The following is a 23605-nucleotide window of genomic DNA, read 5'->3' on the forward strand; positions in this document are numbered from 1 at the left end:
GGTCAGTCGCGCGTGCTGTCGAGCGGAACACCAGCTTCGGCAAGCGCTTTGAGCATCAGATCGGCGACGCCTTGATGTGCTTCGAAATTCCAGTGGATGCCGTCGGGATTGCCGCGGCCGGCCATGACCTCTTCACCCACCGCAGCTTTCAAGTCGACCACCGGAATGTCGTGCTGGGCCGCCCATTCGTTGATCGCGGCGACCGTACCGGGCCGGCCGCGATGGGACATGCCGTAGGTGGGCGCGATGTGCACCGAGGGAATCGAGGCAATCATCGGGATGCCAGGCCGGTTGAAATCCAACGCACCACGAGTCATTTCGAGGTATTCCACCGTCAGGTGAGGTGGTAGTGCCGGACGTGCGATCGGCGACAGCTTCGGCTGCGCCCACCCATATCCGTCCCGGACCCAGCGGCGCAGCCACGAGGGGCGTACGTAGCGGATGAGTTCGCGCAGCGCGGTCGGCAGCGGCGAGGGCAGCGAATCCATGCCACTGGTCGCGAAGATCACCGCACCGGCCCGCGGTAACGCGGCCCATGCGCGCGGATCCTGAGTGGCCGCCCACCACACGTCACGGCTGGTCCACCCGATCCGGCCGATCAACTCGACGTCCCAACCCAGTTGGCGGGCAACAATGTTGGGCCAGATTCGCGGATCGTCGGAGGGCAGGCCACCTTGCGGGCCGTAATAGGATAGGGAATCGCAGAAGATCAGCAGAGTCCGGGGGTCCGGGGGTGGATCCAGTTGCTCAGAGGACATCGTTAGCCACCTGAGCCGAGGCGTTCCACACATCGAGGCGCCAGCGAATGGCCTTGAACGGCGCATCGTCGGCACTGTGCCCGGATAGTTGTGCCCAGCTGGCATTGCCCATCCCGCCCAGCACGGGCCAGCTTTCGACCGGCAATCCGAGAAGTGCCGCGCACAGCGCCGCGATCAACCCACCATGAGCCACCAGTACCAGCGGCCGGTCAGGATCATCTCGACCCCACTCCGGTTCTCCGGCAACCAAATCGGCAACCAGCGGCACGCTGCGATCCGCGACGTCGATGCGGCTTTCACCGCCGTGCGGGGCCCAGGTGGCGTCATCGCGCCAGGCCTGGCGGGCTCCTGGTGCGGTGTCGTCCACCTGGTGATGGGTGAGCCCCTGCCAGTCGCCGAGGTGGGTCTCTCGAAGCCGGGTGTCGACCTGCACCCGCAGCCCGGTGCGGTCGGCCAGCGCCACCGCGGTGTCGTAGGCGCGCCGCAAGTCCGAGGACACGATCAGCAGCGGCTGGCGTTTGGCCAGCACCTCAGCGGCGGCGACGGCCTGCGCCCGGCCCAGATCAGTCAGTTCGGTATCGAGCTGACCCTGCATACGGCTACCGGCGTTGTACTCGGTCTGGCCGTGCCGCAGCATGACCAGCCGGCGCACCGTCACGGCGTGTCCCCTGATGTCGCCGGCCCAGCGGCTCCGGCCTCTGATGTCGCCGGCCCAGCGGCTCCGGCCTCTGATGTCGCCGGCCCAGCGGCTCCGGCCTCGACGTCATCGAGGTCGACAGACAAGAACGGGCAGTCCCGCCACAACCGGTCCAGGGCGTAGAAGTTGCGCTCCTCCTGGTGCTGGATATGCACCACGATGTCGACGAAATCGAGCAGCACCCACCGGCCTTCCCGGGTGCCCTCGCGGCGCGCAGGCTTGTACCCGGCCAGCCGCATCTTCTCCTCGACCTCATCGACGATCGCGTTCACCTGACGCTCATTGGCCGCCGATGCGATCACGAAGCAGTCGGTGATCACCAGCTGGCCAGACACGTCGATGACAACGATGTCCTGCGCGAGCTTGGCCGCGGCGGCTCTGGCCGCCACAGTGGCCATCTGAACGGCTTCGTCGGTCGCGGTCACGTTGGAGTCTCCTCGAATGTCGTAACGGCGGGCCGGCTCGGTTGGCCGACTCCGCTGTAGAGGCCGCGCTTGGACACGTACTGCACGACGCCGTCGGGTACCAGGTACCAGATCGGTCGGTTGCCGGCAGCACGCACGCGACAGTCGGTGGACGAGATCGCCAGGGCAGGCACCTCGACCAGGCTCAGCGCTTCCTCGGGCAGCTGATCGAACGCCGCGACGATGTGCTTGGCGTTGAGTTCGTAACCGGGCCGGCTGACGCCGACGAACTTGGCGAGTGCGAACAGCTCCTCCCAGTTCTGCCAGGACAGGATCGACGCCAGCGCATCGGCACCGGTGATGAAGTACAGGTCTGCATCGGGATTGAGCGCGCGCAGGTCCCGCAGGGTGTCATTGGTGTAGGTGGGCCCGCCGCGGTCGATGTCGACGCGGCTGACCGAGAAGCGCGGGTTGGAGGCGGTCGCGATGACCGTCATCAGGTAGCGATCCTCGGGCGGGGTCACCTCCCGAGACTTCTGCCACGGCTGGCCGGTGGGCACGAACACCACCTCGTCGAGATCGAAGAGGGCGGCGACTTCGCTGGCTGCGACCAGGTGGCCGTTGTGGATGGGATCGAACGTCCCACCCATCACGCCGAGCCTGCGCCGAGCCGAGGAAACCACGATTGACCAGCTTACGGGAGGCTGTGGGACGGTTCGCGACGCTCACGAGCCAGCACCCCAACTGTGTGCTGGCAAATATCTGCCCAGGGAATCGTCGCAATTCAGGTAGCATTTCGCCCTGAGTCGAGTTATCCGATCTAGGGGTCAATGATGATGAAGTTCGGTAGCCGACGTCTGACACTGCCTGTGACGAGTGTGGCCGCTGTGGCCGCTGCAGTGGCGATGGGCCTGACCCCGACCGTGGCGTCGGCCCCGGTGCTCACCGCGGCGACCGTGGATTACCTTCGCGGCACGAACATCGGCTGGACGCCGACCGACCAGGAGTACCGCGACTTCATCTCGCGGGTGCTGGATGGCACCGACACGCCCGCCAACCCGCCCACCTCGAGTGGCTACGTCGACTACAACGCCGGATTCTGGCCGGTGTCGAACAACTACATCTTCGATCTGACGTGGAACGACTCCGTCGCGCAGGGCGTGCAGCGCCTCGAAGCCAAGAACCCCGAGGGCGATGTCGTCTTCGGGAACTCACAGGGCGCGGTCGTGCTGTCGCAGTACAAAGCTGCGCATCCCGAAGGAACCGGTAATACGTTCGTCCTCGTCGAGAACCCGAGCCGACCCAACGGCGGGGTGATGGAACGGTTTGCGGGGCTGCACATTCCGATCCTCAATATCAGCTTCACCGGTGCCACGCCCGACAACGGCGATACGACGGTCGACGTGGCCCGCCAGTACGACGGTTGGGCAGACTTCCCGACGTACCCGTTGAATCTGTTGGCCACGGCCAATGCCATCGCCGGCATGATCCTTGTGCACGGGCAGACGCAGACCGAGCTCACCGCCGCCGACATCGAAGCCGCCAAGGCCGGCGGCAACGCGTACTACCAAGTGCATGGCGATACAACGTATTACCTCATCCGCACCCCACTGGTACCGCTGCTAATGCCACTCAAGGGCATCGTGCCCGACCCGATTCTTGGCGCCATCGATCCGGTCCTGCGGACGTTCATCGAGATGGGTTACGACCGCACCGATTACAGCAAGCCGACCAAGGCCCAGCTGTTCCCGCCGATCAGCCTTCCCAGCCTCCCCTCGGCCGCCGCCGCGCAAAAGACCGTCACCCCGGCAGCGGCGGCCAGTACCGCAACGACCACCACGCTCACCACGAAAGCGCCTGAGGCCGCGGCGAGTACACCCAAAGCCAGCACCCCGAAAGCCAACGCATCACAGGCCGGTGCATCGAAAAAGACCACTAACGCCAGCAACGACGGCCACAAGAAGAGCACCGGCGGCAGCGCAAGACCGTCGAAGGCTAGCGACTAGGACAACTGAGCGATCAGCAGCTCGACCCGCTCGGCGGCGTGGCTCGCACGCAACCGGCCATTGCGAGTGAGACCGACCAGTCCGTGTAGTGCCGACCAGAGCACCTCGGCGAACGTGTCGGCGTCGGGCAGCTCGCCAAGGTCGGCAACTGCGTTGCGTAGCTCGTTGAACCCCGCTTCGAGTTCGGGCGGTGTGTCCTCGGCGGCGAAGTGCAGCGTGGTGGGCCGGGTGAACATCACGTCGTACAGGGCCGGGTTTTCGCCAGCAAAGCCGATGTAGGCGTGCGCAAGTTGCCGTAGCGCGTCGGCGGCCGTCGCGGCGCCGCTGCGCGCGGCGTTCAGTGCCTCGGCGAGTTCACGGAATCCGTCGATGGCGACAGCGTGCGCGAGCTGCTCCATGTTGGCGAAGTGCGCATAGAGAACCGGTTGGCTGTATTCGATCTCGGCGGACAGCCGCCGAGTGGTGACGGCATCCCACCCTTCGGACTCGGCCAGCCCGCGCGCCGTCGTGATGATCAGCTGGCGTCGCGCAGCACGCTCGCGCGCGCGCCGGTCCCCGGTAGGCATACCCGATTCTAGCACTGCTAGAACACCTAGCAATGCCATTGACACGCCCGGACGGCATTGCTAGCGTTGCTAGGACATCCAGCGACGCATCTTCGAGGAGTTCCGACGGCGACGGGCGAATGCCCGCACCGGGGGCGATCGGTCTCGTCGCGGCAACTCACGTTGATCGTCTGAAAGGACAGCTGAAGTCATGACAAAGCAACCGAAAACCCTTGGCCGACTGGTGATGCGCGCCGCGCCCCTGCTCAATGCACCGGTGGCCGCAATCGCTACCTCCCCACGCTTTGGTGGGTTGGTGAATCGCAACATCGCGATACTGCGCTACACCGGGCGGCGTTCTGGACGCACGTTCAGCATCCCCGTGGCCTACCGCCGTACCGGTGGCACGATCACCATCAACGCCAACCTGCCGCAGACCAAGACCTGGTGGCGCAACTTCCTCGGCGCCGGCGGTCCAGTCACGCTGCAGTTCGACGGCACCGAGCGCACCGGGCATGCGGTGGCCGCGCAGGATCACAAGGGGCGGGTCACCGTCACCGTAGGACTAGACGGGCAGTAACTGGTCGATCACCGCGGCAAGCTGCTTGGCCGAACGGCATTCGTGCATGGTGATGACGTCCTCATAGCGCGGCACCGCCGAGTCACCGCTGCCCCACAGGTGCCGCGGCTCCGGGTTGAGCCAGTGTGCGTGCCGGCTGGCACTGACCATATGAGCCAGGATGTCGACGGCGGGGTTGCGGTAGTTGGTGCGCGCGTCGCCGAGCACCAGCAGCGAGCTGCGTGGTGACAGCACGTTGTGGAAGTTCTCGGTGAACGACACGAACGCATTGCCGTAGTCGGAGTGCCCGTCGCGGGTGTAGACCCCCGCTTCCCGGGTGATGCGCTGGACGGCGACCGCGAGGTCGGCATCCGGTCCGAACAGGTGGGTCACCTCGTCGGTGGTGTCGATGAAGGCGAAGACCCGGACCCGGGAGAACTGCTGGCGCAGGGCGTGCACGAGCAGCAGGGTGAAGTGGCTGAAGCCGGCCACTGAGCCCGAAACATCGCACAGCACAACGAGTTCCGGCCGCGCCGGCCGCGGCTTACGCAGCACGACGTCGATCGGCACTCCCCCGGTCGACATCGACTTCCGCAGGGTCTTACGCAGGTCGATGGCACCGGAGCGGGCGCGACGGCGGCGAGCCGCCAGCCGGGTGGCCAGCATCCGGGCCAGCGGACCGACGACCTTGCGCATCTGGCGCAGCTGATCGCCAGAGGCCCGCAGGAATTCGACGTTCTCGGCCAACTGTGGGATGCCGTACATCTGGACGTGGTCGCGGCCGAGCTGTTCGGCGGTACGCCGTTTGGTCTCGCTTTCCACCATCCGCCGCAACTGCGCAATCTTCTGCGCGGCAAGCGCTTTGGCGATCTGCTCCTGAGTGGGGCTCGGGTCGTCGTCGTGCGGCGCCAGCAGGCCGGCCAGCAGCCGGCCTTCCAGTTCGTCCAAGCCCATCGCCTTGAGCGCCTGATACGACGAGTACGAGGGGCCGCGACTGGACGTGTAGCGGCCGTAGGCCTCGACGATCTGCGCGATCATCGCGACCAGCCGATCGTCCATGTCGCCGATGTCGGGGTTGTCGGCCAGCAGGTCCAGCAGCATCTGCCGCATCGCTTCGATATCCTCGGGCGGCAAGCCGTCCTGGGTGTCCTCGTCGGCATCCTCGTCGACCAGGACGGTGCGGCCACCCAACGCCGGCGGCCACCACAGGTCGAACAGCGCGTCATAGGTCTCCCGGTGGTCGGCGCGGCGCAGCACCGCACACGCCAGACCTTCGCGGAGGGACTCGCGGTTACCCAGGCCCAGCACGGTCATCACCCGGCCGGCGTCAACCGTCTCCGACGGCCCCACCGAAATCCCTTGAGCACGTAGCGCTTCGACGAAGCCCACCAGGTGGCCGGGCAAGCCGTGCGGGGCTAGCGGTTGTGGGGGGCGCACCCTGCGGACGGCCATCGGCTTAGTTCAGCCGCAGTTCGCCAGCGGCCCGCTGCTGGTCGGACTGGTGCTTGAGCACCACCCCAAGCGTCGCGGCGATGGTGGCGTCGTCGATGGTGTCGAGCCCCAGCGCCAAAATCGTGCGGCCCCAGTCGATGGTCTCGGCGACCGACGGCAGTTTCTTGAGCTGCATACCGCGCAGCACGCCGATGATGCGGACCAGTTCGGCGGCCAGCGACTCGGGCAGCTCGGGCACCCGGGACAACAGGATGCGCCGCTCGAGGTCCGCGTCGGGGAAGTCGATGTGCAGGAACAGGCAGCGGCGCTTGAGCGCCTCGGACAGCTCCCGGGTGGCGTTAGAGGTCAGCACCACGAACGGGGTGCGCGATGCGGTGATCGTGCCCAATTCCGGGACGGTGACCGCGAAGTCGCTCAGCACCTCCAGCAGCAGGCCCTCGATCTCGATATCGGCCTTGTCGGTTTCGTCGATCAGCAGCACGGTGGGTTCGGTGCGCCGGATGGCCGTCAGTAGCGGCCGGGACAGCAGGAACTCCTCGCTGAAGATGTCGGACTTGGCCGCGTCCCAGTCGTCGGACCCGGACTGCATCCGCAGGATCTGCTTGGCGTGGTTCCACTCGTAGAGCGCACGGGCCTCGTCGACACCCTCGTAGCACTGCAGGCGCACCAGGCCCGATCCGGTGGTCTGGGCGACCGCACGGGCCAGTTCGGTCTTGCCGACACCGGCCGGCCCCTCGACCAGCAGCGGCTTGCCCAACCGATCGGCGAGGAACACCGCTGTGGCGGTGGCGGTGTCGGGCAGATAGCCGGTCTCGGCCAGCCGCTTGGCGACATCGTCGATGTCGGTGAATAGCGGTGCCGGGCGTGCGGGGGTTTCGGTCATGGTTCTCCTGTCGTCGCCTCAGGCAGGGCGGGTGTGGCCGTCTCCCCAGACGATCCATTTGGTTGACGTCAACTCGGGCAGACCCATCGGGCCGCGTGCGTGCAGCTTCTGGGTGGAGATGCCGATCTCGGCTCCGAAGCCGAACTGCTCGCCGTCGGTGAACGCCGTCGAGGCGTTGACCATCACCGCGGCTGCGTCGACACGTTCGGTAAAGCGCTGTGCCGCAGCAAGGTTGGTGGTGACAATGGCCTCGGTATGACCGGTGCCGTAGGTGTTGATGTGCTCGATGGCGGCGTCGAGCCCGTCGACGGTGGCCACCGCGATGTCCATCGACAAGAACTCCGCTCGCAGTTCGTCGTCGGTCGGGTTGTCGTGGACGGTGACCCCAGCCTGTTGCAGCGCGGCAACCAATCGCGGCAGGGCCGTGCTGGCGACGGCTGCGTCCACCAGCAGTGTCTCTGCGGCGTTGCAGACACTGGGCCGCCGCGTCTTGGCGTTGAGGACGATCCGCTCGGCGACGTCGAGGTCGGCGGCGGAGTGGACGTAGACGTGACAGTTCCCCACGCCGGTTTCGATGGTGGGCACCGTGGCGTCGCGCACGACGGCATCGATCAATCCGGCACCACCGCGCGGGATCACCACGTCGACCAGACCGCGGGCCTGGATGAGGTGGGTGACGCTGGAGCGGTCGGCGCTGGGCAGCAGTTGCACCGCGTCCTCGGGCAGACCCTCGGCGGCCAGTGCGCCGCGCAGTGCGGCGACCAGCGCGGCGTTGGAGTGCGCGGCCGAGGAGCTACCGCGCAGCAGCACGGCGTTGCCGGATTTGAGGGTGAGGCCGAACGCGTCGACCGTCACGTTGGGCCGGCCTTCGTAGACGATTCCGATCACGCCGAGGGGGACACGCTGCTGACGCAGTTGCAGCCCGTTGGGCAGCGTGCGGCCGCGTAGGACTTCACCGATCGGGTCGGGCAGTCCGGCGACCTGACGCAGACCGGCGGCGATGCCATCGATCCGCTGCGGGTTGAGCGCGAGCCGGTCCAGCATCGCCTCGGCGGTGCCTGCGGCGCGGGCGACGTCGAGGTCGACGGCGTTGGCGGCCAGGATCTGGTGTGAGTGGGCCAGCACGGCGTCCGCGGCAGCGTGCAGGGCGCGGTCTTTAACGGTGGTGGTGAGCGACGCCAGGGTGCGCGAGGCGACGCGCGCCCGGCGGGCGGTGTCGAGCACCTCGTTCTTCAAGTCGTCAAGCTCGGCCAATTCCCGGGTCGCTACGCTCCTGCCCTCCGGCGCCGCCTGAACACTCATTACCCCAGGGTATCGGTCTCCCCACCAACCGGCAGGTGGGGCCCCGCACGGGGCACGTCGGTCATTAATCTGCACATTGTTGATTAAAATCGACGCAGCGTAGATTTCACGCTACGGTCGTTGGCAGTGGCATCAACCCGAGAGGAGGTGACCGGTGAAGACCTTTCTGATCACCGGAGTCAGTAGCGGCCTGGGCCGCGCATTCGCCGAAGCCGCACTGGAAGCGGGGCACACCGTCGTGGGCACTGTCCGTCGGCAGGCTGAACTCGAGTCGTTCGAAGCGTTAGCGCCCACCGCCCATGGGCGGCTCTTGGACGTGACCGACGAGGAGGCGGTGTTCGGCACCGTGAACGATGTCGAATCGACCGTCGGTCCTATCGATGTCGTGATCGCCAACGCGGGCTACGGACTCGAAGGCGTCTTCGAGGAAACACCCTTGAGCGAGTTGCGCGCTCAGTTCGACACCAACGTGTTCGGCGTTGCCGCGACCCTGCAGGCCGCCCTGCCTTACCTGCGTCAACGCCGCAGCGGTCATCTCATGGCCGTCACGTCGATGGGCGGGATGATGGCGCCGGCCGGCCTGACTGCCTACTGCGGCAGCAAGTTCGCATTGGAGGGACTGCTGGAAAGCCTGGGCAAAGAGGTCGCACAGTTCGGCGTCCACGTCACGGCCATCGAACCAGGTTCGTTCCGCACCGACTGGGCCGGTCGGTCCATGAGGCGATCAGAGCGAACGATCGCCGACTACGACGATCTGTTCGCACCGATCCGGGACGCGCGCGTTCAGGCGAGCGGCAACCAACTCGGCGACCCGGCAAAGGCCGCCGCCGCGGTTCTGCGCATCGCCGAATCGGACAATCCGCCACGACATCTGGTGCTGGGATCAGATGCACTGCGCCTCATCCGAACCGCGCGTCACGCCGTCGACGAGGAGATCGACAGGTGGGAATCCGTCTCTCGCACAACCGACTTCCCCGACGGTCACCAGATTGCCGCCGGCTAGCCATGCCAGCACACTCTCGACCGACCCGGCGTGGCGCAGCCACGCCGCGCAAAGGGGACCTGCGGGAGCAGGCGATCCTCGACATCGCCGAACGGCTCCTGGCCGAGCAAGGCTACGACGCCATGACGATCGCCGACATCGCCGCGGGTGCGGGGCTGACGCGGGGCGCCCTGTACTTCTATTTCGGGTCCAAACAGGACGTCGTCACCGCGCTCGTCGCGCGCACCGTCGAGGCGCTCAGGGAAAAGTCGCGCGCGGCCTCCTCCGACGCAGCGCGCGGTGAGTACGCCATCGACGAGGCGATGGCCAGGACCGAAGCTCTGTGGCGTCAACACGGAGTGGTGATGCGCACCGCGATCGACCTGGCGTCGTCGGTGCCCGAGATCGACACCCTGTGGACCGACACCGCCGACATCTTCATCGACGCGATCGCCGAGATCCTGCAGCACATGAATACCGAGCCGGACGTGACAAGCACCGACATCGCCGGGATGGCACGGGCCCTGTGCTGGATGATCGAACGCAGCTTCTACCAGGGCTCCAGAATTTCCGAGGCCGAGCTGGGCCGGGCCCGTGCGGCCTGCACCGAGGTCTGGCGCCGGACCGCCCGTTGACGGCCGATAAACGACCAGTTTTACCCAAAAGTCCGGAAGAATGCTGTGCGATGACACGGGTATGTGTGGTGGGCAGCGTGAACGTCGATCGATTCTTCACAGTCGCCGTTCTGCCGGGCCCCGGCGAGACCGTGCTCGGGTCAGCGGTGACCACCGAACCGGGCGGCAAAGGCGGCAATCAGGCGGTCGCGGCGGCCCGAGCCGGCGCCATCGTGCAGTTCGTCGGGGCGGTGGGCACCGACCCGGCAGGTGCCGAGTTGCGGACCCACCTGAGCGACAACGGCATCGGGCTCGACGGGCTGCAAGAGCTGCCGGTCGCCAGCGGCAGTGCGGTGATCCTGGTCGACAACCGCGGCGAGAACATGATCGTGGTGGCGCCCGGCGCCAATGGGCATCTGACGCTGACCTCGGCTGCTGCCCGCGCGGTGATCGCCGACTGCGAGGTGCTGCTCGTTCAGTTGGAGGTGCCGATCGCGACCGCAGTAGCGGCCGCGCGTGAAGCCCGCTCGGTCGGAGCCACCGTGATCGTCAATGCCTCCCCCGTCAGCGCCGACCCGGCCCTGAGTGACCTGGCCGACGTCACCGACGTCGTGATCGTCAACGAAGCCGAGGAGCCGCATTGGATCTGGCCCACCAGGCATCTGGTGGTCACCCGCGGTGCCCGTGGCGCGATTTACCGGGCAACCGGTGGAGACCTAGAGATACCCAGTCCCGACGTCGAGGCGATCGACACCACCGGCGCAGGAGATGTCTTCGCCGGCGTGCTCGCCGCGAACTGGTTGGCCGGCCACGAGCGCGCGCTTCGCCGAGCCTGCGCAGCGGGCGCGCTGGCGACGCTTGTTCCCGGCGCTGGCGATTGCGCACCGACCGCGGAGGCGATCGACGACGTCCTTTCACCTGAGGTGGGCGGCAGCACCTAGCGCCGTCTAGTCGTTGCGCACTGGACCTCGGGCATTCGCCCGATCACCGCGCTGGACCAACCACCACAACAGCACTCCGGCCGCCAGGATCGACACGGCGACACCCAGTTCCAGCAAGCCCCCATAGCCGGTGATCGAGAATCCGGTCGCGCCCACTACGAGCATCACTGCGAGCAGGACAGCCAGGCCCATCGACAGCGGGATGAAAACCCGCGGCAGACGGATGGGGCGCAGCGCATCCGGACGGTCCTTGCGCAGCAACGCGAAACCGGAGACAGCCAGCACGTGGGCCAGGATGTAGCCCAGATTGCCCGTCACGATGATCGCCAACGGCTGTTGTAGTACGACGAGCAGCACGATATTGAGTACCAGCATCACGTTCAACGCGCGCACGGGCACGCCACGCTTGTTCAGCTTGCCCATGGAGCGCACGGTGATTCCCTCTTTGCCCATGTTGAACAGCACTCGCGACGCATCGGCGACCGACGTCAGCATGACCAACAGCAGCGAGGCGATGAGGCACAGCACCATGACGCCGCCACCGGCACCGGTGAGCTTGGAGAAACTCGCCACGAAAAACGTCGAGGGGTCTTCGACAATAGCCTGCTCGCCGGCGAAACCGCCCAGAGTGAGCGGCACGATGAAAAAGACACCGAGGCAGAACAAGGCAGATGCCCGGATTGCGCGCGAGGTGTCCTTGACGGGATCGCGGTACTCCGAGGCGAAGGTGGCGCAGACCTCGACGCCCAATGTCGTCCACGCCATCACGTAGAGCCACACGATCGCGGTGTGCAATCCGCCGAGGCCGTGCAGTTTCCACGTCAGATCCATGGGTGCCCAGTCGGCGTTGAACAGCGGGAAGAAGACGAACACCGACAGGGGGATCATCAGGATTGCGGCGGTCACATAGACGAACGCCATGGTGACCCGCACACCGATGATGTTGATGCCGTAGAGGGCGAAGATGACGCAGAGCCCGATCAGGATGGGGAAGCTGAAATGGAGTGGGCCGATGTCATAGGTCCACTGTTGGTCTGGGAACCATTGCGACTGGACCAGCAGGCCGGTGAATGCTCCGTAGGTGGCCAGGTTGGATCCCCACGGCAGCCAGTACCCCACCCCGGCCAACGGTGCGAGCCACGGCGCGTATTTCTTCCAGGCCTCGGCGGCATACCCCGAGATGCCGCCGGATGCATCGGGGAACATTGCCGCGAGTTCGGTGTAGATCCAATTCACTGCCAGGGAGATCACCATGGAGATCGCCCACAGGACTGCGGCGCCCCAGCCGCCGAGCCCGGCGATCGAAGCGCCCAAGGTGGCCACGAGTGCAGCGGGCATGGTCATGGCCATCGCAAAGCCGTCGAACCAGCGCATTTTCCGCGGCAGTCGTTCTTCGGCCGAATGCAGCTCGGCAACACCGTCATTGATTGTCAAGGCTGAACCTCCATCGTGATGGGACATCGTGGCGTCACATTCATCGGCGCTACATTCATCAATGTCCGCCGTGCGGTGTTACAGATTGAGAGACAAGGATTTTCAGCCGGTCAGCTGGGACGAAACGAATCGTGGGCAGCGCGTGGAGCGTGCTTCACCATGATGTGCCGAGCGACGGTGTACTCGGCGACGGCCTCCTGGCTCATGTCCTTGCCGAAGCCGCTCGCCTTCACTCCGCCGTGGGGCGCCTCGGAGGCGATCGGAAGATGATCGTTGACCCACGTCACCCCCGCCTCGATGGCGTGGGAGACGCGTAGTGCGCGAGCCACATCCTGTGTCCACACCGAGGACGCCAGGCCGTAGCGGCAGTCGTTGGCCAGGACGATTGCCTGCGCCTCGTCGCTGAACGGCAGCACGACCAAAACAGGTCCGAACACCTCGTCCTGGACGATCTCGGCGCACTGCTGTGCCCCGGTGATCAGTGTGGGCGGGTAGTACGCTCCCGGCCCCTCGGGGACTGAGCCACCGATGTGCACTGTTGCGCCCGCGGCGACGGCACGTTCGACGAATCCATGGACACGCCCACGGTGTTCCAGGCTGACGAGTGGTCCGATGTCGGAGGTCGGATCATGGGGGCTTCCGACGCGGATGGCAGCGAACTTGTCCCGCAGGCGGGCCACAACGTCGTCGAACACCGATTCCTGGGCATAGACCCGGGTGGCCGCCGTGCAATCCTGTCCGGAGTTGTAGGTGGCACCCATCGCGATGCCGTGCGCTGCGGAGTCCAGGTGGGCGTCCTCGAAGACCAGGCACGGAGCCTTTCCACCGAGTTCCAGGTGCACCCGCCCGCCCCTTGCCGAGGCTGTTGACATCACCTGACGCCCGGCGCGGGTCGAGCCGGTGATCGAGATCAGTTGTACCCGTTCGTCTTCCACCAGGGCCTGTCCGACGGACTCATCGCCGGTCACCACTTCGAGGACACCGGCGGGGATCCCCGCTTCGACTGCCAGCGCAGCGATGTGGAGCGTGCTGCTCGGCGTCGCAGGTGCCGGTTTCACCACGATGGTGTTACCCGCCGCAATGGCGGGGCCAATCTTCCACAGGCCCATGATCATCGGGAAGTTCCACGGTGCGATGCCAACGACCGGTCCTACCGGCCGGCGCACGATCATGGACGTATAGCCCTCGCTGAGGACACCGGCTCCGGACTGCTCCAGCGAGCGTGCCGCACCTGCGAAGAACCTCAGATTGTCAGTGCCGAAAGGCAGTTCACCGTCGCGAAAGACCGCGACGGGCTTGCCGGTCTCGGCGACCTCAAGGGCAGTGAGATCGGCGGCGTGCGCATCGATCAAGTCTGCCCACCGCAGGATGGCCCTGGCCCGCTCGCCCGCAGTTCGGCCAGACCATTCGGGATAGGCCTCAGTGGCCGCGGTGACGGCCGCGCGGGCCTCGGCGACAGTAGCCTCCGACACTGTCGTGGTCTGCTCGCCCGTGGCCGGGTCGATCAGAATCCGCACCTGGCCCGAGCCCGGGATACGTTCGCCTCGATGGAAGCGTCCTGCGGTCATGCCCGTACTCCTTCAGCTGTTGAAGCCCACACCGAATCGGTCGAGTGTGCGCAGTAGTAGGCCGCGGCGGCCGGTCTCGTCCTCGCGGGCCAGGGCGGCCCGGGTGATCTCGACCGCGGGCCACCGCAGGGGTTCGGGCGGGAACGGCAGCGCAGCGGCAGTCACGGCCTTCAACCGTGTTCGTTCCGTCCTGCGCCCGGCAAGGAGATCGAGTGCGACCTGAGCACCGAAGCGCGTGGAGGCCACGCCGAGGCCGGTGAATCCAACAGCGTAGGCAACGCGACCACCATGTGCGGTGCCGAAGATCGGTGTAAATCGGCTAGTGGTGTCGATGACGCCACCCCACCGGTGGGTGAACGGCAGGTCTTCCAGTTGTGGGAATGTCTCACGAAACTGACGGGCGAGCAACAGATGCGAGGCGTCGCGCTGCTCCAATTCGGGGGCGACGCGGTTACCGAAGTGATAGATCGCGTCGTAACCACCCCAGATAATCCGGTCGTCACGCGTCCGGCGGAAGTAGTGAAACTGGTTGCCCGCGTCGGTGAGTCCCTGATTTTGCGCCCAGCCGATCGACGAGAGCTGCTCTGCGGACAGCGGGGCGGTCGCCAACACGTAGTCGTAGACGGGCAGCAGCCATGCCTTGAGGCGCCGCAGCAGCGGTGGAAAGGCGTTGGAGGCCAGCAGCACTTGGCCTGTCGTTACCGCACCCTGTGGGGTGCGTACAGTCAGAACGTCACCGGCACGGCTGATCCCGAGAGCCGGGGTCTGTTCGTATATGACGGCTCCGCGCTCTTCTGCCACCCGCCGCAATCCCAGCACCAACGCCACTGGATCGACCAAGCCGCCGGAGTGAATGCGCAAGCCGGCAAGAAACAGTGGCGAATCGATGTCGGCCCGAATCTGTTCTCGGTCAAGTAATTCGACCGCGACACCGCGGCGGGTGTGTGACGCGGCCGCGTTTCGCAGCGCCTCCACTTCATGCGGCGTCCGCGCCACGGTCGTTTTGCCGACCATACGCAGGTCGGCGTCGATCCGGTGAGTGGTTACGAAGTCGGCGATCTCGGCTACGTTGTGGCGTCCTAACCGCTCGAGTTGATCGAGTTCGTCGGGCCACCTTGCTTCGCCGTGCGCGATGCCATGTGTCAGGGACTCCGAGACGAAGCCACCGTTGCGCCCGGAAGCGGCTGATCCGGTCCAGGACTGCTCGAGGATCACGACGCGACGGCCCGGCTGTTCTCCCAGCGCCTCGATAGCCGCCCACAGGCCGGTGTATCCGGCGCCGACGATCACTAGATCCGCCGAAACATGGCCGGTCAAAGGATCAGTTCGTGGCCCGGTTTCCACGCCCTCCCACCACACCGGCCGGGGCGCGGCGTCGCGGAGCAGACGGTCGCTCACGACCGATCGTCCGCGCCGACGGTGGACGGCATCCGGCGGCGGTCCACCGGCTGCTCGGGCTGCGCGTTCATGGCGGCTCCGGAATCTGTGATCGAGGCTCAGGCATGCACGACGACGACGCATACTGCATCCTGATTCAGGGATTTAACACGCCAAATGTGCACGTGATGGAGGTTGATTAAACCAAACTTGAGCCAAAGTTCAAGGTTTTGTACCCAATCGGCGAGATTTTTGGCAGAGTGACGCCCAACCAAGACGAGGAGGTGACCGGCGTGGCAGTGAGCCGCAGTGAGCGACGCGCGAACCTTCTCCATGCCGCGCAGCGCGCGGTGATGAAGCACGGCGCCGACGTCCAGCTGAAACAGGTCGCGGCGGAGGCCGGATTGACCTCTGGGGCGGTTCTCTATCACTTTCCCGACGTCCAGAGCCTGTTGGTCGAGGCCAACCGCGCCGGCATGGAACGCTTCTACGACGAACGACTCAGAGCCATCGAGGGCATCGCGGAACCCGACCGACGACTCGTCGTGACCATCGAATCCGGACTCCCCGTCGACTCCGATGATCCGGCGGTGAAGCTGCTGTGCGAACTGGGCGGCGCAGCGGGTCGCTACCCGACCTACGGCGTCCTTCTCACAGCGCTCTTCGACCGACAGGTTGCGATGTATCAGGTGATCTTGGAATCCGGTGCAGCGCAAGGACAATTCACACTCAGCTCGCCGTCGCTGACCATCGCACGAAACATCGTGGCGCTGGAGGACGCATACGGCTACCGCATGATCGCACGCCATCCCAGCCTCGACGCCGACTCATCCGTCGAGCTGGTACTCGACTATGCCCGGGTGGCAACCGCTCACCCACTGCCCCGCATATCACCGAACGAAAGCAACCGCCAATGAGCACCAGCTTGACAATCATGTTCTGGCCCGAATCCGCTTACGGGCCAACGAATCAGTGCATCGGGATCGCCGCCAAGCTCCGGGACCGCGGACACCGAATCGTCTTCGCCGCAGAGTCATCCTGGGTTGGAAAGATCGGCCGGTTCGGGTTCGCTGAGGAACTCGTCGACCTCGCCGAACCCGCCGCCGGTGCGGCGGAGGAGGATGCGGGTCAGTTCTGGACGGACTTCATCACGGAGACCGCACCCGAATTTGCCAAGCCCACGATCGAACAGATCGCGACATTCATCAAGCCGACCTACCAAGCCCTCATCGACGGCGCCAAGTACTGCGAGCCCCGACTGCGCGAGATCATCGCAACCCACCAACCCGATGTCATCGTCGAGGACAATGTGGTCCTGTTCCCGGCGCTGACCACCGCGGGCAAGCCGTTCGTCCGGGTCATCTCCTGTAGCCCGTTGGAGGTTCCGGGACCCGATGTCCCGCCGCCCTTTTCCGGTCTGCCGAGCGATGACCGGTCCGAGTGGGCGGCCTACCGTGCCGAATTCGACTCGACCATCCGGCCCATGTGGGACGAGTTCGATACGTGGGTCCAGGCTCAGGGCAGCGCACCGCTCCCCGATCTCGAATTCATGCCGCGCGAGAACGCCGCAACGATCTACATCTACCCACAGGAAGCCGATTACACCGACCGGCGGCCGTTGGACGGCACCTGGACACGGGTCGACTCCAGCATTCGCGAGACCGATGACGAGTACGAGTTGCCCGCAGCGATGGCAGACCGCCCCGAGGGCAGCGCCCTGGTCTACCTGTCGCTGGGATCCCTCGGCGCAGCCGATGTTTCGCTCATGCAACGGCTGGTCGATCTCCTTGCCCGGACTCCGCACCGGTTCATCGTCAGCAAGGGGCCGTGCGCAGACCAGATTCAGCTCGCCGACAACATGGTCGGTGAGCAGATGCTGCCCCAGACCCGCATCATCCCACTGGTTGACGCGGTGATCTCGCACGGCGGTAACAACACCACCACCGAGGCCCTGCATTTCGGCAAGCCGATGATCGTGTTGCCGCTGTTCTGGGATCAATACGAAAATGCCCAACGCATCGACGAACTGGGTCTCGGTATCCGACTCGACACCTACCACTTTCCCGACGATCAGCTCACCGAGGCGCTCGAACGAGTTCTCACCGATGCTGAGATGCGCGCCCGGGTCGACCAGATCGGCGCGGCGGTACGCGCCCGCGACGGTCTGAGCGCAGCCGCCGACGTCATCGAGCGCGTCGGGCTCGGGCACCGCACGACGACGGCCTGATCGGTGCCACTTCACCCCACCGACCTGTTAGAACTCGGCGAGCGACATGCAGTCGCCGTCGTCCCATGCGACGGCGGCTTGTCAGCCGTGCCAGCACTTCTCGTGGATGGCGAGTGGCGGCGGGCCCAGGCCGGCGACGGGGCCGCCGAGGCACTCGTCCGCCTGCTCACCGCGGGGCACGGCCGATCCACCCGGGGAGCCTTCACCGTCGCTTCCTGGGCCCCACCGACACGCTGCACCGGTGAACGGGCCATCACCGTCGACCAGACGAACGAATCCGTCATCGTCGGCGAGCGCGCCGTTGCGAAGTGGGCCACCCACCTTGTGCCGGGCCCGCATCCCGCACCCGCTCGGCTCTCCACGCTGCATGCCGCCGGATTCACCGCGATGCCACCCCTCTGGGGAATCGTCACCTGGCAACCCGACGACGGACAGGCGACACTGATCGCCACCGTCACGGAGTACCTTCCCGGCGCGGTCGACGGTTGGACATGGGCGGTCGATCTCGCCGTCGCCGGGGCCCGGGACGGCGACATGACCACCATCACGGCGACGTGGACCGCGGTCGGAGAAATGATCGCCGACCTACACGCTGCCCTGGCAGGCACCGCCACCGTGTCGGGCGCCGGCGATGCGCGCCGCTGGCGCGACACCGCATTCGCCACACTCGCGGCGGCCCGCGCAGCGGCCAGCCCGGCGACAGCCGACTTACTGGACGATCGTCGAGCCGACGTGGAGCATCTCCTCGGACCCCTCGGCGATCTGAACGACGTCCCGATCCTCGCCGCCCACGGCGACCTCCACGTCGGCCAGATCCTGAAGGCACAGAACCGATTCGTGGTCACCGACTTCGACGGCAACCCGGTACTTTCCCCCGCCGAGCAGGCGCTGCCCGTGCCGGCAGCGCTCGACGTCGCAGGTATGCTGCAGTCGCTGGCCCACGTCGCGATCGTCGCGGCCACCAAGCACGATCTGAACTCGCACGCCGTTGCCCGCGCCGACGTGCGCGCGCGGTCGGCATTTCTAGACTCGTACACCGCGAGGATCACCCACCTCGGTCACGCCGACCTGCTTCTTGGTGAGGATGCGCTAACCGCGTTTCGACTGCAACAGGTCTTACGCGAGATCGTCTACGCCGGTAGACATCTGCCGCGCTGGATGTACGTGCCGGATCTGGCATTGCCCGCACTCTTAGAAGGAGTTTCTTGATGGACGCCGACAAGTTCGCCAACGATCTCGCCCGCAAGCCCGAAGTGCTCGCGGCACTGGCCGAGTCCCTGGGGAACCGCAACCCGTGGTCGGAAGTCCTTCCGGCGCACGTATCGCGCGTGGTGTTCTTGGGCATGGGCTCGTCCGCGTACGCGGCCGGAACCGCAGCGGCACGCCTTCGGGCACGGGGTATCACTGCCGTCTCGGAGATCGCCTCCTCCGAACTGCTTCCCGCTTGGGGACCGGACACCCTGGTCATCGCCACGTCCGCCTCGGGTGGGTCGGTGGAGACCCTGGATGCCCTCGAGCGCCTCGACCCTGCGGCGACCACCGTGGCGCTGACGAACTCTCCAGGCTCGGCCATCACCCAGAAGTGCGGCGCGGTGGTCGAATTGTCTGCCGAACTTGAGGCCGGCGGGGTTGCCTGCCGCAGCTACCAGCACACGTTGGCGCTGTTCCTAGCGCTTGAGTGCGCTCTCACCGCTGCACCGATGACGTCACTGGTCGCCGCCCTCGAAGCGACCGCGCACGCGAGCGAAACCTTGTTGTCCTCCGAGTCCGGTTGGCGCCCTGGGATTTCTGATCTTCTTCTCGGACCCGATGAGATTCAACTGTGCGCGCCCGCGCACCGGTTCGCCTCAGCGCAGCAGGGCGCGCTGATGTTCAGAGAGGGGCCCCGACGCGCCGCAATCGGCTGCGAGACCGGCGATTGGAGTCATGTCGACGTGTACCGCACCAAGAACACCAACCTGACCATGGTGGTGTTCGCAGGCTCGAAGTGGGAACGTCAGATGCTCGACTGGACCGAGGCACGGGGCACGACGGTGATCAGTGTCGGCGGCGAACTACCGTCAGCCACAGCGACACTGCGATACCCCGGTGACGAGAACGACGACGTGCGTCTTCTCACCGAGACGCTCGTTCCGGAACTCATCGCCGCGCGCGCCTGGCAGGCATCCCTGAAGGGATGACGGCGCACGACCACCGACCAAGAGGAGACAACCACGCGATGCAAAGCAGCTCGCTTTCAAGCCGCAACCTCTCGATCGCACAACACAAGATGCGCGAAGCCGGGGTGCCGGAACAGGCGATCCGGGTGTTCTCGTCGTTCTATCGACAACTCGAACAAGGATCCTGCGGAGTCATTGCCGAGGCCGAGATCGAACCGCTGGCCGATATCACGCACGTCGACCACCTCGATTTCGACAGCGGGAGTCTGCGCGCCGCCGCATCGGCGACGGTCGTGATCAAGCTCAACGGCGGTCTGGGCACGACGATGGGCATGGACAAGGCCAAGTCGCTGCTTCCCGTCAAAGACGGGCTGAGCTTCCTCGACCTGATCGCCCATCAGATCCGGCATCTGCGGTCCGAGCTCGACGTGACGTTGCCCGTGCTGTTCATGAATAGCTTCCGAACCCATCACGACACCCTCGACGCCCTCGGTCCCTATCCCGACCTCCGCGTCGACGATCTGCCGTTGGGCTTCGTCCAGAATCGCGAGCCCAAACTCACCGTCGGCGATTTGGCGCCCGTCACCTGGCCGGCAGATCCCGAGCTCGAGTGGTGCCCGCCGGGCCACGCGGATCTGTTCACCGCCCTGGACACCTCCGGCGTACTCGACATGCTGATCGACCGCGGCTACCGGTACGCATCCATCTCCAACGCAGACAATCTCGGCGCCTATCCGGATCCGGCGATGATGGCATGGTTCGCCGCGAGCGGCGCCTCGTGCGCCGCCGAGGTGTGCCGGCGCACCGCTGCCGACGTCAAAGGAGGGCACTTCGTCCTCCGTCGCGCCGACGGTCGGCTCGTACTACGCGAGAGTGCCCAGATTGATCCCACCGACTTCCCCGTCGCCTCCGACCGCTCGGTTCACCGCTACTTCAACACCAACAACATGTGGTTCGATCTTCGCGCTCTGCGGCGCGCGCTTGCTCAGGCTGACGGCGTCCTGGACCTGCCGCTGATTCGAAACGAAAAGAACGTCGACCCCTGCGATCCGCAGAGTCCACGAGTCATTCAGATCGAATCTGCTGTGGGAGCGGCGATCTCGCTCTTCGATACGTCTACGGCCATCGAGGTCGACCGGGCACGGTTTCTGCCCGTCAAAACAACCAACGACTTGGCGCTCATTCGATCCGACGTGTACGAGCTGCGGCCAGACCACCAGTTGCGTCCCGTGTGTAATGTGCCACCGACCGTCGACCTGGACCCGCGGTTTTTCGGCCTCATCAGCGATTTCGAGGCGAGAATGCCCACTCCCCCGTCACTGTGCGGCGCGACCTCCCTGTCCATCCGCGGTGACTGGCGAATCGGGGAAAACACCGCGGTGCGCGGCACCGTCACCCTCGATGCCGGCCAAGACCAGCGTCATCTGCTCCCCGGTACGGTGCTTGCCGGCACCTGAGGTGCAGCCGGTGATCAGTCCTCGGGAATCTGGCGTTCGATCTCGGTCAGCCAGATCCGCGCCGACATGTCCGAGGGCGCCCGCCAGTCGCCGCGCGGCGACAACGAGCCCCCGTGAGACACCTTGGGCCCGTTCGGCAGCGCGGAGCGTTTGAACTGGCTGAACGAGTAGTACCGCGAAACGAAGACCTGCAGCCAGTGCCGGATCTCCTTGAGCGAGTAGGCCGGACGCTTACCCTCGGGGAACCCCGGCGGCCAGTTGCCGCTGTCGGGATCACTCCAGGCGTGCCAGGCCAGAAACGCGATCTTGGACGGCCGGAAGCCGTACCGCAGCACCTGGAAGAGCGAAAAATCCTGCAGCGAGTACGGACCCACTTTGGCTTCGCTGCTCTGGATCTCTTCGTCTTCACCGGTGGGTACCAACTCGGGGGTGATTTCGGTGTCAAGCACCGACTGCAGGATCTCGCCGACTTCGTCCTCGAACTGCCCGGAGGAGATCACCCACCGAATCAGATGCTGGATCAGGGTTTTCGGCACGCCGGCGTTGACGTTGTAATGCGACATCTGATCGCCGACGCCGTAGGTCGACCAGCCCAGACCAAGCTCGGACAGATCGCCGGTGCCCAGCACGATGCCGCCGCGTTGATTGGCGAGCCGGAAGAGGTAGTCGGTGCGCAGGCCGGCCTGCACATTCTCGAAGGTGACGTCGTAGACCGCTTCACCCCTGGAGAACGGGTGGTCCATCTCGGTCAGCATGAGTGTGGCGGTGTCGCGGATGTCGAGTTCGGCGAATGTGACACCGAGGGCGCGCGAAAGCCTGATCGCGTTGTTCTTGGTGCGCTCGCCGGTCGCGAAGCCGGGCAGCGTGAACGCGAGAATATCGCTGCGGGGCCGGCCTTCCCGATCCATCGCGTGCGCCGCCACGATCAGCGCATGGGTCGAGTCCAGCCCGCCGGAAACCCCGATCACCAGCTTGGGGTAGTCCAGTGCGCGCAGCCGCTGTACCAGCCCGGCGACCTGAATGTGGTATCCCTCATAGCAATCCTGTTCCAGCCGGAACGGATCACTAGGCACGAACGGAAAGCGTTCGACCGAGCGCAGCAGCCCAATGTCACCGCTGGGCGGTTCGAGCCGGAACCCGATGCGCCGGAACGACTTCAACCGCTCTTGGTGGTGACGGCGATTGTCGTCGAAGGTGCCCATCCGGAGCCGCTCGGAGCGCAACAGATCCAGATCGACGTCGGCGACCGAGCGGCGCTCCCCTTTCGGGAACCGTTCGGATTCGGCTAGCAGACGGCCGTTTTCGTAGATCATCGTCTGACCGTCCCAGGCCAGGTCAGTGCTGGACTCGCCTTCACCGGCCGCGGCGTAGACGTAGGCCGCCAGGCAGCGCGCCGACGCTGAGCGGGCCAGCAGCTTGCGGTCCTCGGCACGGCCGATGGTGATCGGGCTGCCAGAGAGGTTGGCCAGCACGGTCGCGCCCGCCAACGCGGCCTCCGCACTCGGTGGCACCGGCACGAACATGTCCTCACAGATTTCGACGTGCAACACCAGCCCCGACACATCGTCGGCCGCGAACAACAGGTCCGGGCCGAATGGCACGTCAGCCCCACCGATGCGGATCGCGCCTTGCACATCGTCGCCGGCCGCGACCTGGCGCCGTTCGTAGAACTCCCGATACGTCGGCAAGTAGGACTTCGGAGCCACCCCGAGCACCGCACCGCGGTGGATCACCACCGCGGTGTTGTAGATGCGGTGCAGGTAGCGCAGCGGTGCACCCACCACCAGCACGGGAAACAGATCGGCCGATGCCGCGACGATATCCGCCACGGCATCCTCGACGGCGTCGAGCAGCGAGTCCTGCAGCAGGATGTCCTCGATGGAGTAACCGGACAGGGTGAGCTCGGGAAACACCGCCACCGCGACGCTCTCATCGTGGCAAGCCCTGGCGATCCGCAGCACCGACTCGGCGTTGGCGGCGGGGTCCGCAAGCACCGTGCGGTGGGTGCAGGCGGCCAGCCGCACGAAGCCGTGCTGGTAGGCCGAGTAGAAATCCATGCCCCATTGTCGCCCGTCGCCCCCGGCGCGGAAACGAGAACCCGCGCTTCGGGCAATCAACCCCCTGCGACGTGACCTGGGTCACATCACTCGGCCGAGTGGTCGGCAGTGCCACCGTCGTTGTCGCTCAGGGCTTTTGCGTGGCGGGTGCGCGGATTTCGAGTATGGCTCTACGCGTTCCCA

Annotated in this window: 22 protein-coding genes; 10 read left to right on the forward strand and 12 right to left on the reverse strand. The window is 65.9% G+C overall.

Annotation, left to right across the window (positions count from 1 at the left end; genetic code table 11):
- Positions 1–2 precede the first annotated feature (2 nt).
- The 4 genes from octT to nadD are packed head-to-tail and all read right to left on the reverse strand — an operon-like array spanning position 3 to position 2509.
- Complete coding sequence (gene octT / locus G6N38_RS00875; RefSeq protein WP_163745826.1) at positions 3–758, reverse strand: diglucosylglycerate octanoyltransferase; 756 nt, start codon at positions 756–758, stop codon at positions 3–5.
- Complete coding sequence (gpgP, locus tag G6N38_RS00880) at positions 748–1416, reverse strand: glucosyl-3-phosphoglycerate phosphatase (RefSeq protein ID WP_163745827.1); 669 nt, start codon at positions 1414–1416, stop codon at positions 748–750. Before gpgP ends, octT begins: the two co-directional genes overlap by 11 nt.
- Complete coding sequence (gene rsfS, locus G6N38_RS00885) at positions 1413–1880, reverse strand: ribosome silencing factor (protein WP_163745828.1); 468 nt, start codon at positions 1878–1880, stop codon at positions 1413–1415. The genes gpgP and rsfS overlap by 4 nt, the downstream gene beginning before the upstream one ends.
- Positions 1877–2509: a nicotinate-nucleotide adenylyltransferase gene (nadD, locus tag G6N38_RS00890; RefSeq protein WP_163751726.1), complete on the reverse strand. Its 633-nt coding sequence runs from the start codon at positions 2507–2509 to the stop codon at positions 1877–1879. The genes rsfS and nadD overlap by 4 nt, the downstream gene beginning before the upstream one ends.
- A gap of 237 nt (positions 2510–2746) precedes the next feature.
- On the opposite strand from nadD, the gene G6N38_RS00895 reads away from it, so the two are divergent.
- Positions 2747–3865 (forward strand): PE-PPE domain-containing protein, encoded by a 1119-nt coding sequence (locus G6N38_RS00895; RefSeq protein WP_246227570.1) that lies wholly within the window; start codon positions 2747–2749, stop codon positions 3863–3865.
- Here G6N38_RS00895 and G6N38_RS00900 read toward each other — a convergent pair.
- Entirely contained in the window at positions 3862–4431 is a 570-nt protein-coding gene (locus G6N38_RS00900; protein ID WP_163745830.1) for a TetR/AcrR family transcriptional regulator, read from the reverse strand. The genes G6N38_RS00895 and G6N38_RS00900 overlap by 4 nt on opposite strands.
- 190 nt (positions 4432–4621) lie before the next feature.
- Between G6N38_RS00900 and G6N38_RS00905 the strand changes: the two genes are divergently transcribed.
- Positions 4622–4990, forward strand: a complete 369-nt coding sequence (locus G6N38_RS00905; RefSeq protein WP_246227572.1) for a nitroreductase/quinone reductase family protein — start codon at positions 4622–4624, stop codon at positions 4988–4990.
- Here G6N38_RS00905 and G6N38_RS00910 read toward each other — a convergent pair.
- From G6N38_RS00910 to G6N38_RS00920, 3 genes are read right to left on the reverse strand one after another with little or no spacing between them, the layout of a single operon-like run.
- Positions 4976–6421, reverse strand: coding sequence for a vWA domain-containing protein (locus tag G6N38_RS00910; RefSeq protein WP_163745831.1), 1446 nt, complete (start codon positions 6419–6421; stop codon positions 4976–4978). The genes G6N38_RS00905 and G6N38_RS00910 overlap by 15 nt on opposite strands.
- A gap of 4 nt (positions 6422–6425) precedes the next feature.
- On the reverse strand, positions 6426–7304 hold the full coding sequence (locus tag G6N38_RS00915) for an AAA family ATPase (protein ID WP_163745832.1): 879 nt from the start codon (positions 7302–7304) through the stop codon (positions 6426–6428).
- Positions 7305–7322: 18 nt separating this feature from the next.
- Positions 7323–8606 carry a glutamate-5-semialdehyde dehydrogenase gene (locus G6N38_RS00920; RefSeq protein ID WP_163745833.1) on the reverse strand — a complete coding sequence of 428 codons (1284 nt, stop codon included), beginning with the start codon at positions 8604–8606 and terminating at the stop codon, positions 7323–7325.
- A gap of 154 nt (positions 8607–8760) precedes the next feature.
- Here G6N38_RS00920 and G6N38_RS00925 point away from each other — a divergent pair, with 154 nt between their 5' ends.
- From G6N38_RS00925 to G6N38_RS00935, 3 genes are read left to right on the forward strand one after another with little or no spacing between them, the layout of a single operon-like run.
- Positions 8761–9609 carry an oxidoreductase gene (locus G6N38_RS00925; protein ID WP_163745834.1) on the forward strand — a complete coding sequence of 283 codons (849 nt, stop codon included), beginning with the start codon at positions 8761–8763 and terminating at the stop codon, positions 9607–9609.
- Positions 9610–9611: 2 nt separating this feature from the next.
- The gene (locus G6N38_RS00930; RefSeq protein ID WP_163745835.1) at positions 9612–10223 is read left to right on the forward strand and encodes a TetR/AcrR family transcriptional regulator; all 612 of its coding nucleotides are present in this window, start codon (positions 9612–9614) and stop codon (positions 10221–10223) included.
- Positions 10224–10273: 50 nt separating this feature from the next.
- Positions 10274–11143, forward strand: coding sequence for a ribokinase (locus tag G6N38_RS00935; RefSeq protein ID WP_163745836.1), 870 nt, complete (start codon positions 10274–10276; stop codon positions 11141–11143).
- Between the two features lie 6 nt (positions 11144–11149).
- Here G6N38_RS00935 and G6N38_RS00940 read toward each other — a convergent pair whose 3' ends face one another.
- The 3 genes from G6N38_RS00940 to G6N38_RS00950 all read right to left on the reverse strand — a co-directional run bounded on the left by G6N38_RS00940 (position 11150) and on the right by G6N38_RS00950 (position 15543).
- Positions 11150–12577 (reverse strand): APC family permease, encoded by a 1428-nt coding sequence (locus G6N38_RS00940; protein ID WP_246227575.1) that lies wholly within the window; start codon positions 12575–12577, stop codon positions 11150–11152.
- A 110-nt stretch (positions 12578–12687) separates the two neighbouring features.
- Entirely contained in the window at positions 12688–14145 is a 1458-nt protein-coding gene (locus G6N38_RS00945; protein ID WP_163745838.1) for an aminobutyraldehyde dehydrogenase, read from the reverse strand.
- Positions 14146–14157: 12 nt separating this feature from the next.
- A complete protein-coding gene (locus G6N38_RS00950) occupies positions 14158–15543 on the reverse strand; it encodes an NAD(P)/FAD-dependent oxidoreductase (protein WP_163745839.1) in 1386 nt (461 codons plus the stop codon).
- Positions 15544–15782: 239 nt separating this feature from the next.
- On the opposite strand from G6N38_RS00950, the gene G6N38_RS00955 reads away from it, so the two are divergent.
- The 5 genes from G6N38_RS00955 to G6N38_RS00975 are packed head-to-tail and all read left to right on the forward strand — an operon-like array spanning position 15783 to position 21365.
- Positions 15783–16439 carry a TetR/AcrR family transcriptional regulator gene (locus G6N38_RS00955; RefSeq protein ID WP_246227577.1) on the forward strand — a complete coding sequence of 219 codons (657 nt, stop codon included), beginning with the start codon at positions 15783–15785 and terminating at the stop codon, positions 16437–16439.
- On the forward strand, positions 16436–17749 hold the full coding sequence (locus G6N38_RS00960; protein ID WP_163745840.1) for a glycosyltransferase: 1314 nt from the start codon (positions 16436–16438) through the stop codon (positions 17747–17749). Before G6N38_RS00955 ends, G6N38_RS00960 begins: the two co-directional genes overlap by 4 nt.
- Before the next feature lie 3 nt (positions 17750–17752).
- Positions 17753–18958, forward strand: a complete 1206-nt coding sequence (locus G6N38_RS00965) for a glucosamine kinase (RefSeq protein WP_163745841.1) — start codon at positions 17753–17755, stop codon at positions 18956–18958.
- Positions 18958–19929 (forward strand): SIS domain-containing protein, encoded by a 972-nt coding sequence (locus G6N38_RS00970; RefSeq protein ID WP_163745842.1) that lies wholly within the window; start codon positions 18958–18960, stop codon positions 19927–19929. Before G6N38_RS00965 ends, G6N38_RS00970 begins: the two co-directional genes overlap by 1 nt.
- A gap of 38 nt (positions 19930–19967) precedes the next feature.
- Positions 19968–21365 (forward strand): UTP--glucose-1-phosphate uridylyltransferase, encoded by a 1398-nt coding sequence (locus tag G6N38_RS00975; RefSeq protein ID WP_163745843.1) that lies wholly within the window; start codon positions 19968–19970, stop codon positions 21363–21365.
- 14 nt (positions 21366–21379) lie between these two features.
- Here the strand turns inward: G6N38_RS00975 and G6N38_RS00980 are convergent, their stop codons facing one another.
- The gene (locus G6N38_RS00980; RefSeq protein ID WP_163745844.1) at positions 21380–23422 is read right to left on the reverse strand and encodes an NAD(+) synthase; all 2043 of its coding nucleotides are present in this window, start codon (positions 23420–23422) and stop codon (positions 21380–21382) included.
- Between the last annotated feature and the right edge of the window lie 183 nt (positions 23423–23605).

It is taken from the genome of Mycolicibacterium helvum (assembly GCF_010731895.1).
Lineage (GTDB): Bacteria > Actinomycetota > Actinomycetes > Mycobacteriales > Mycobacteriaceae > Mycobacterium > Mycobacterium helvum.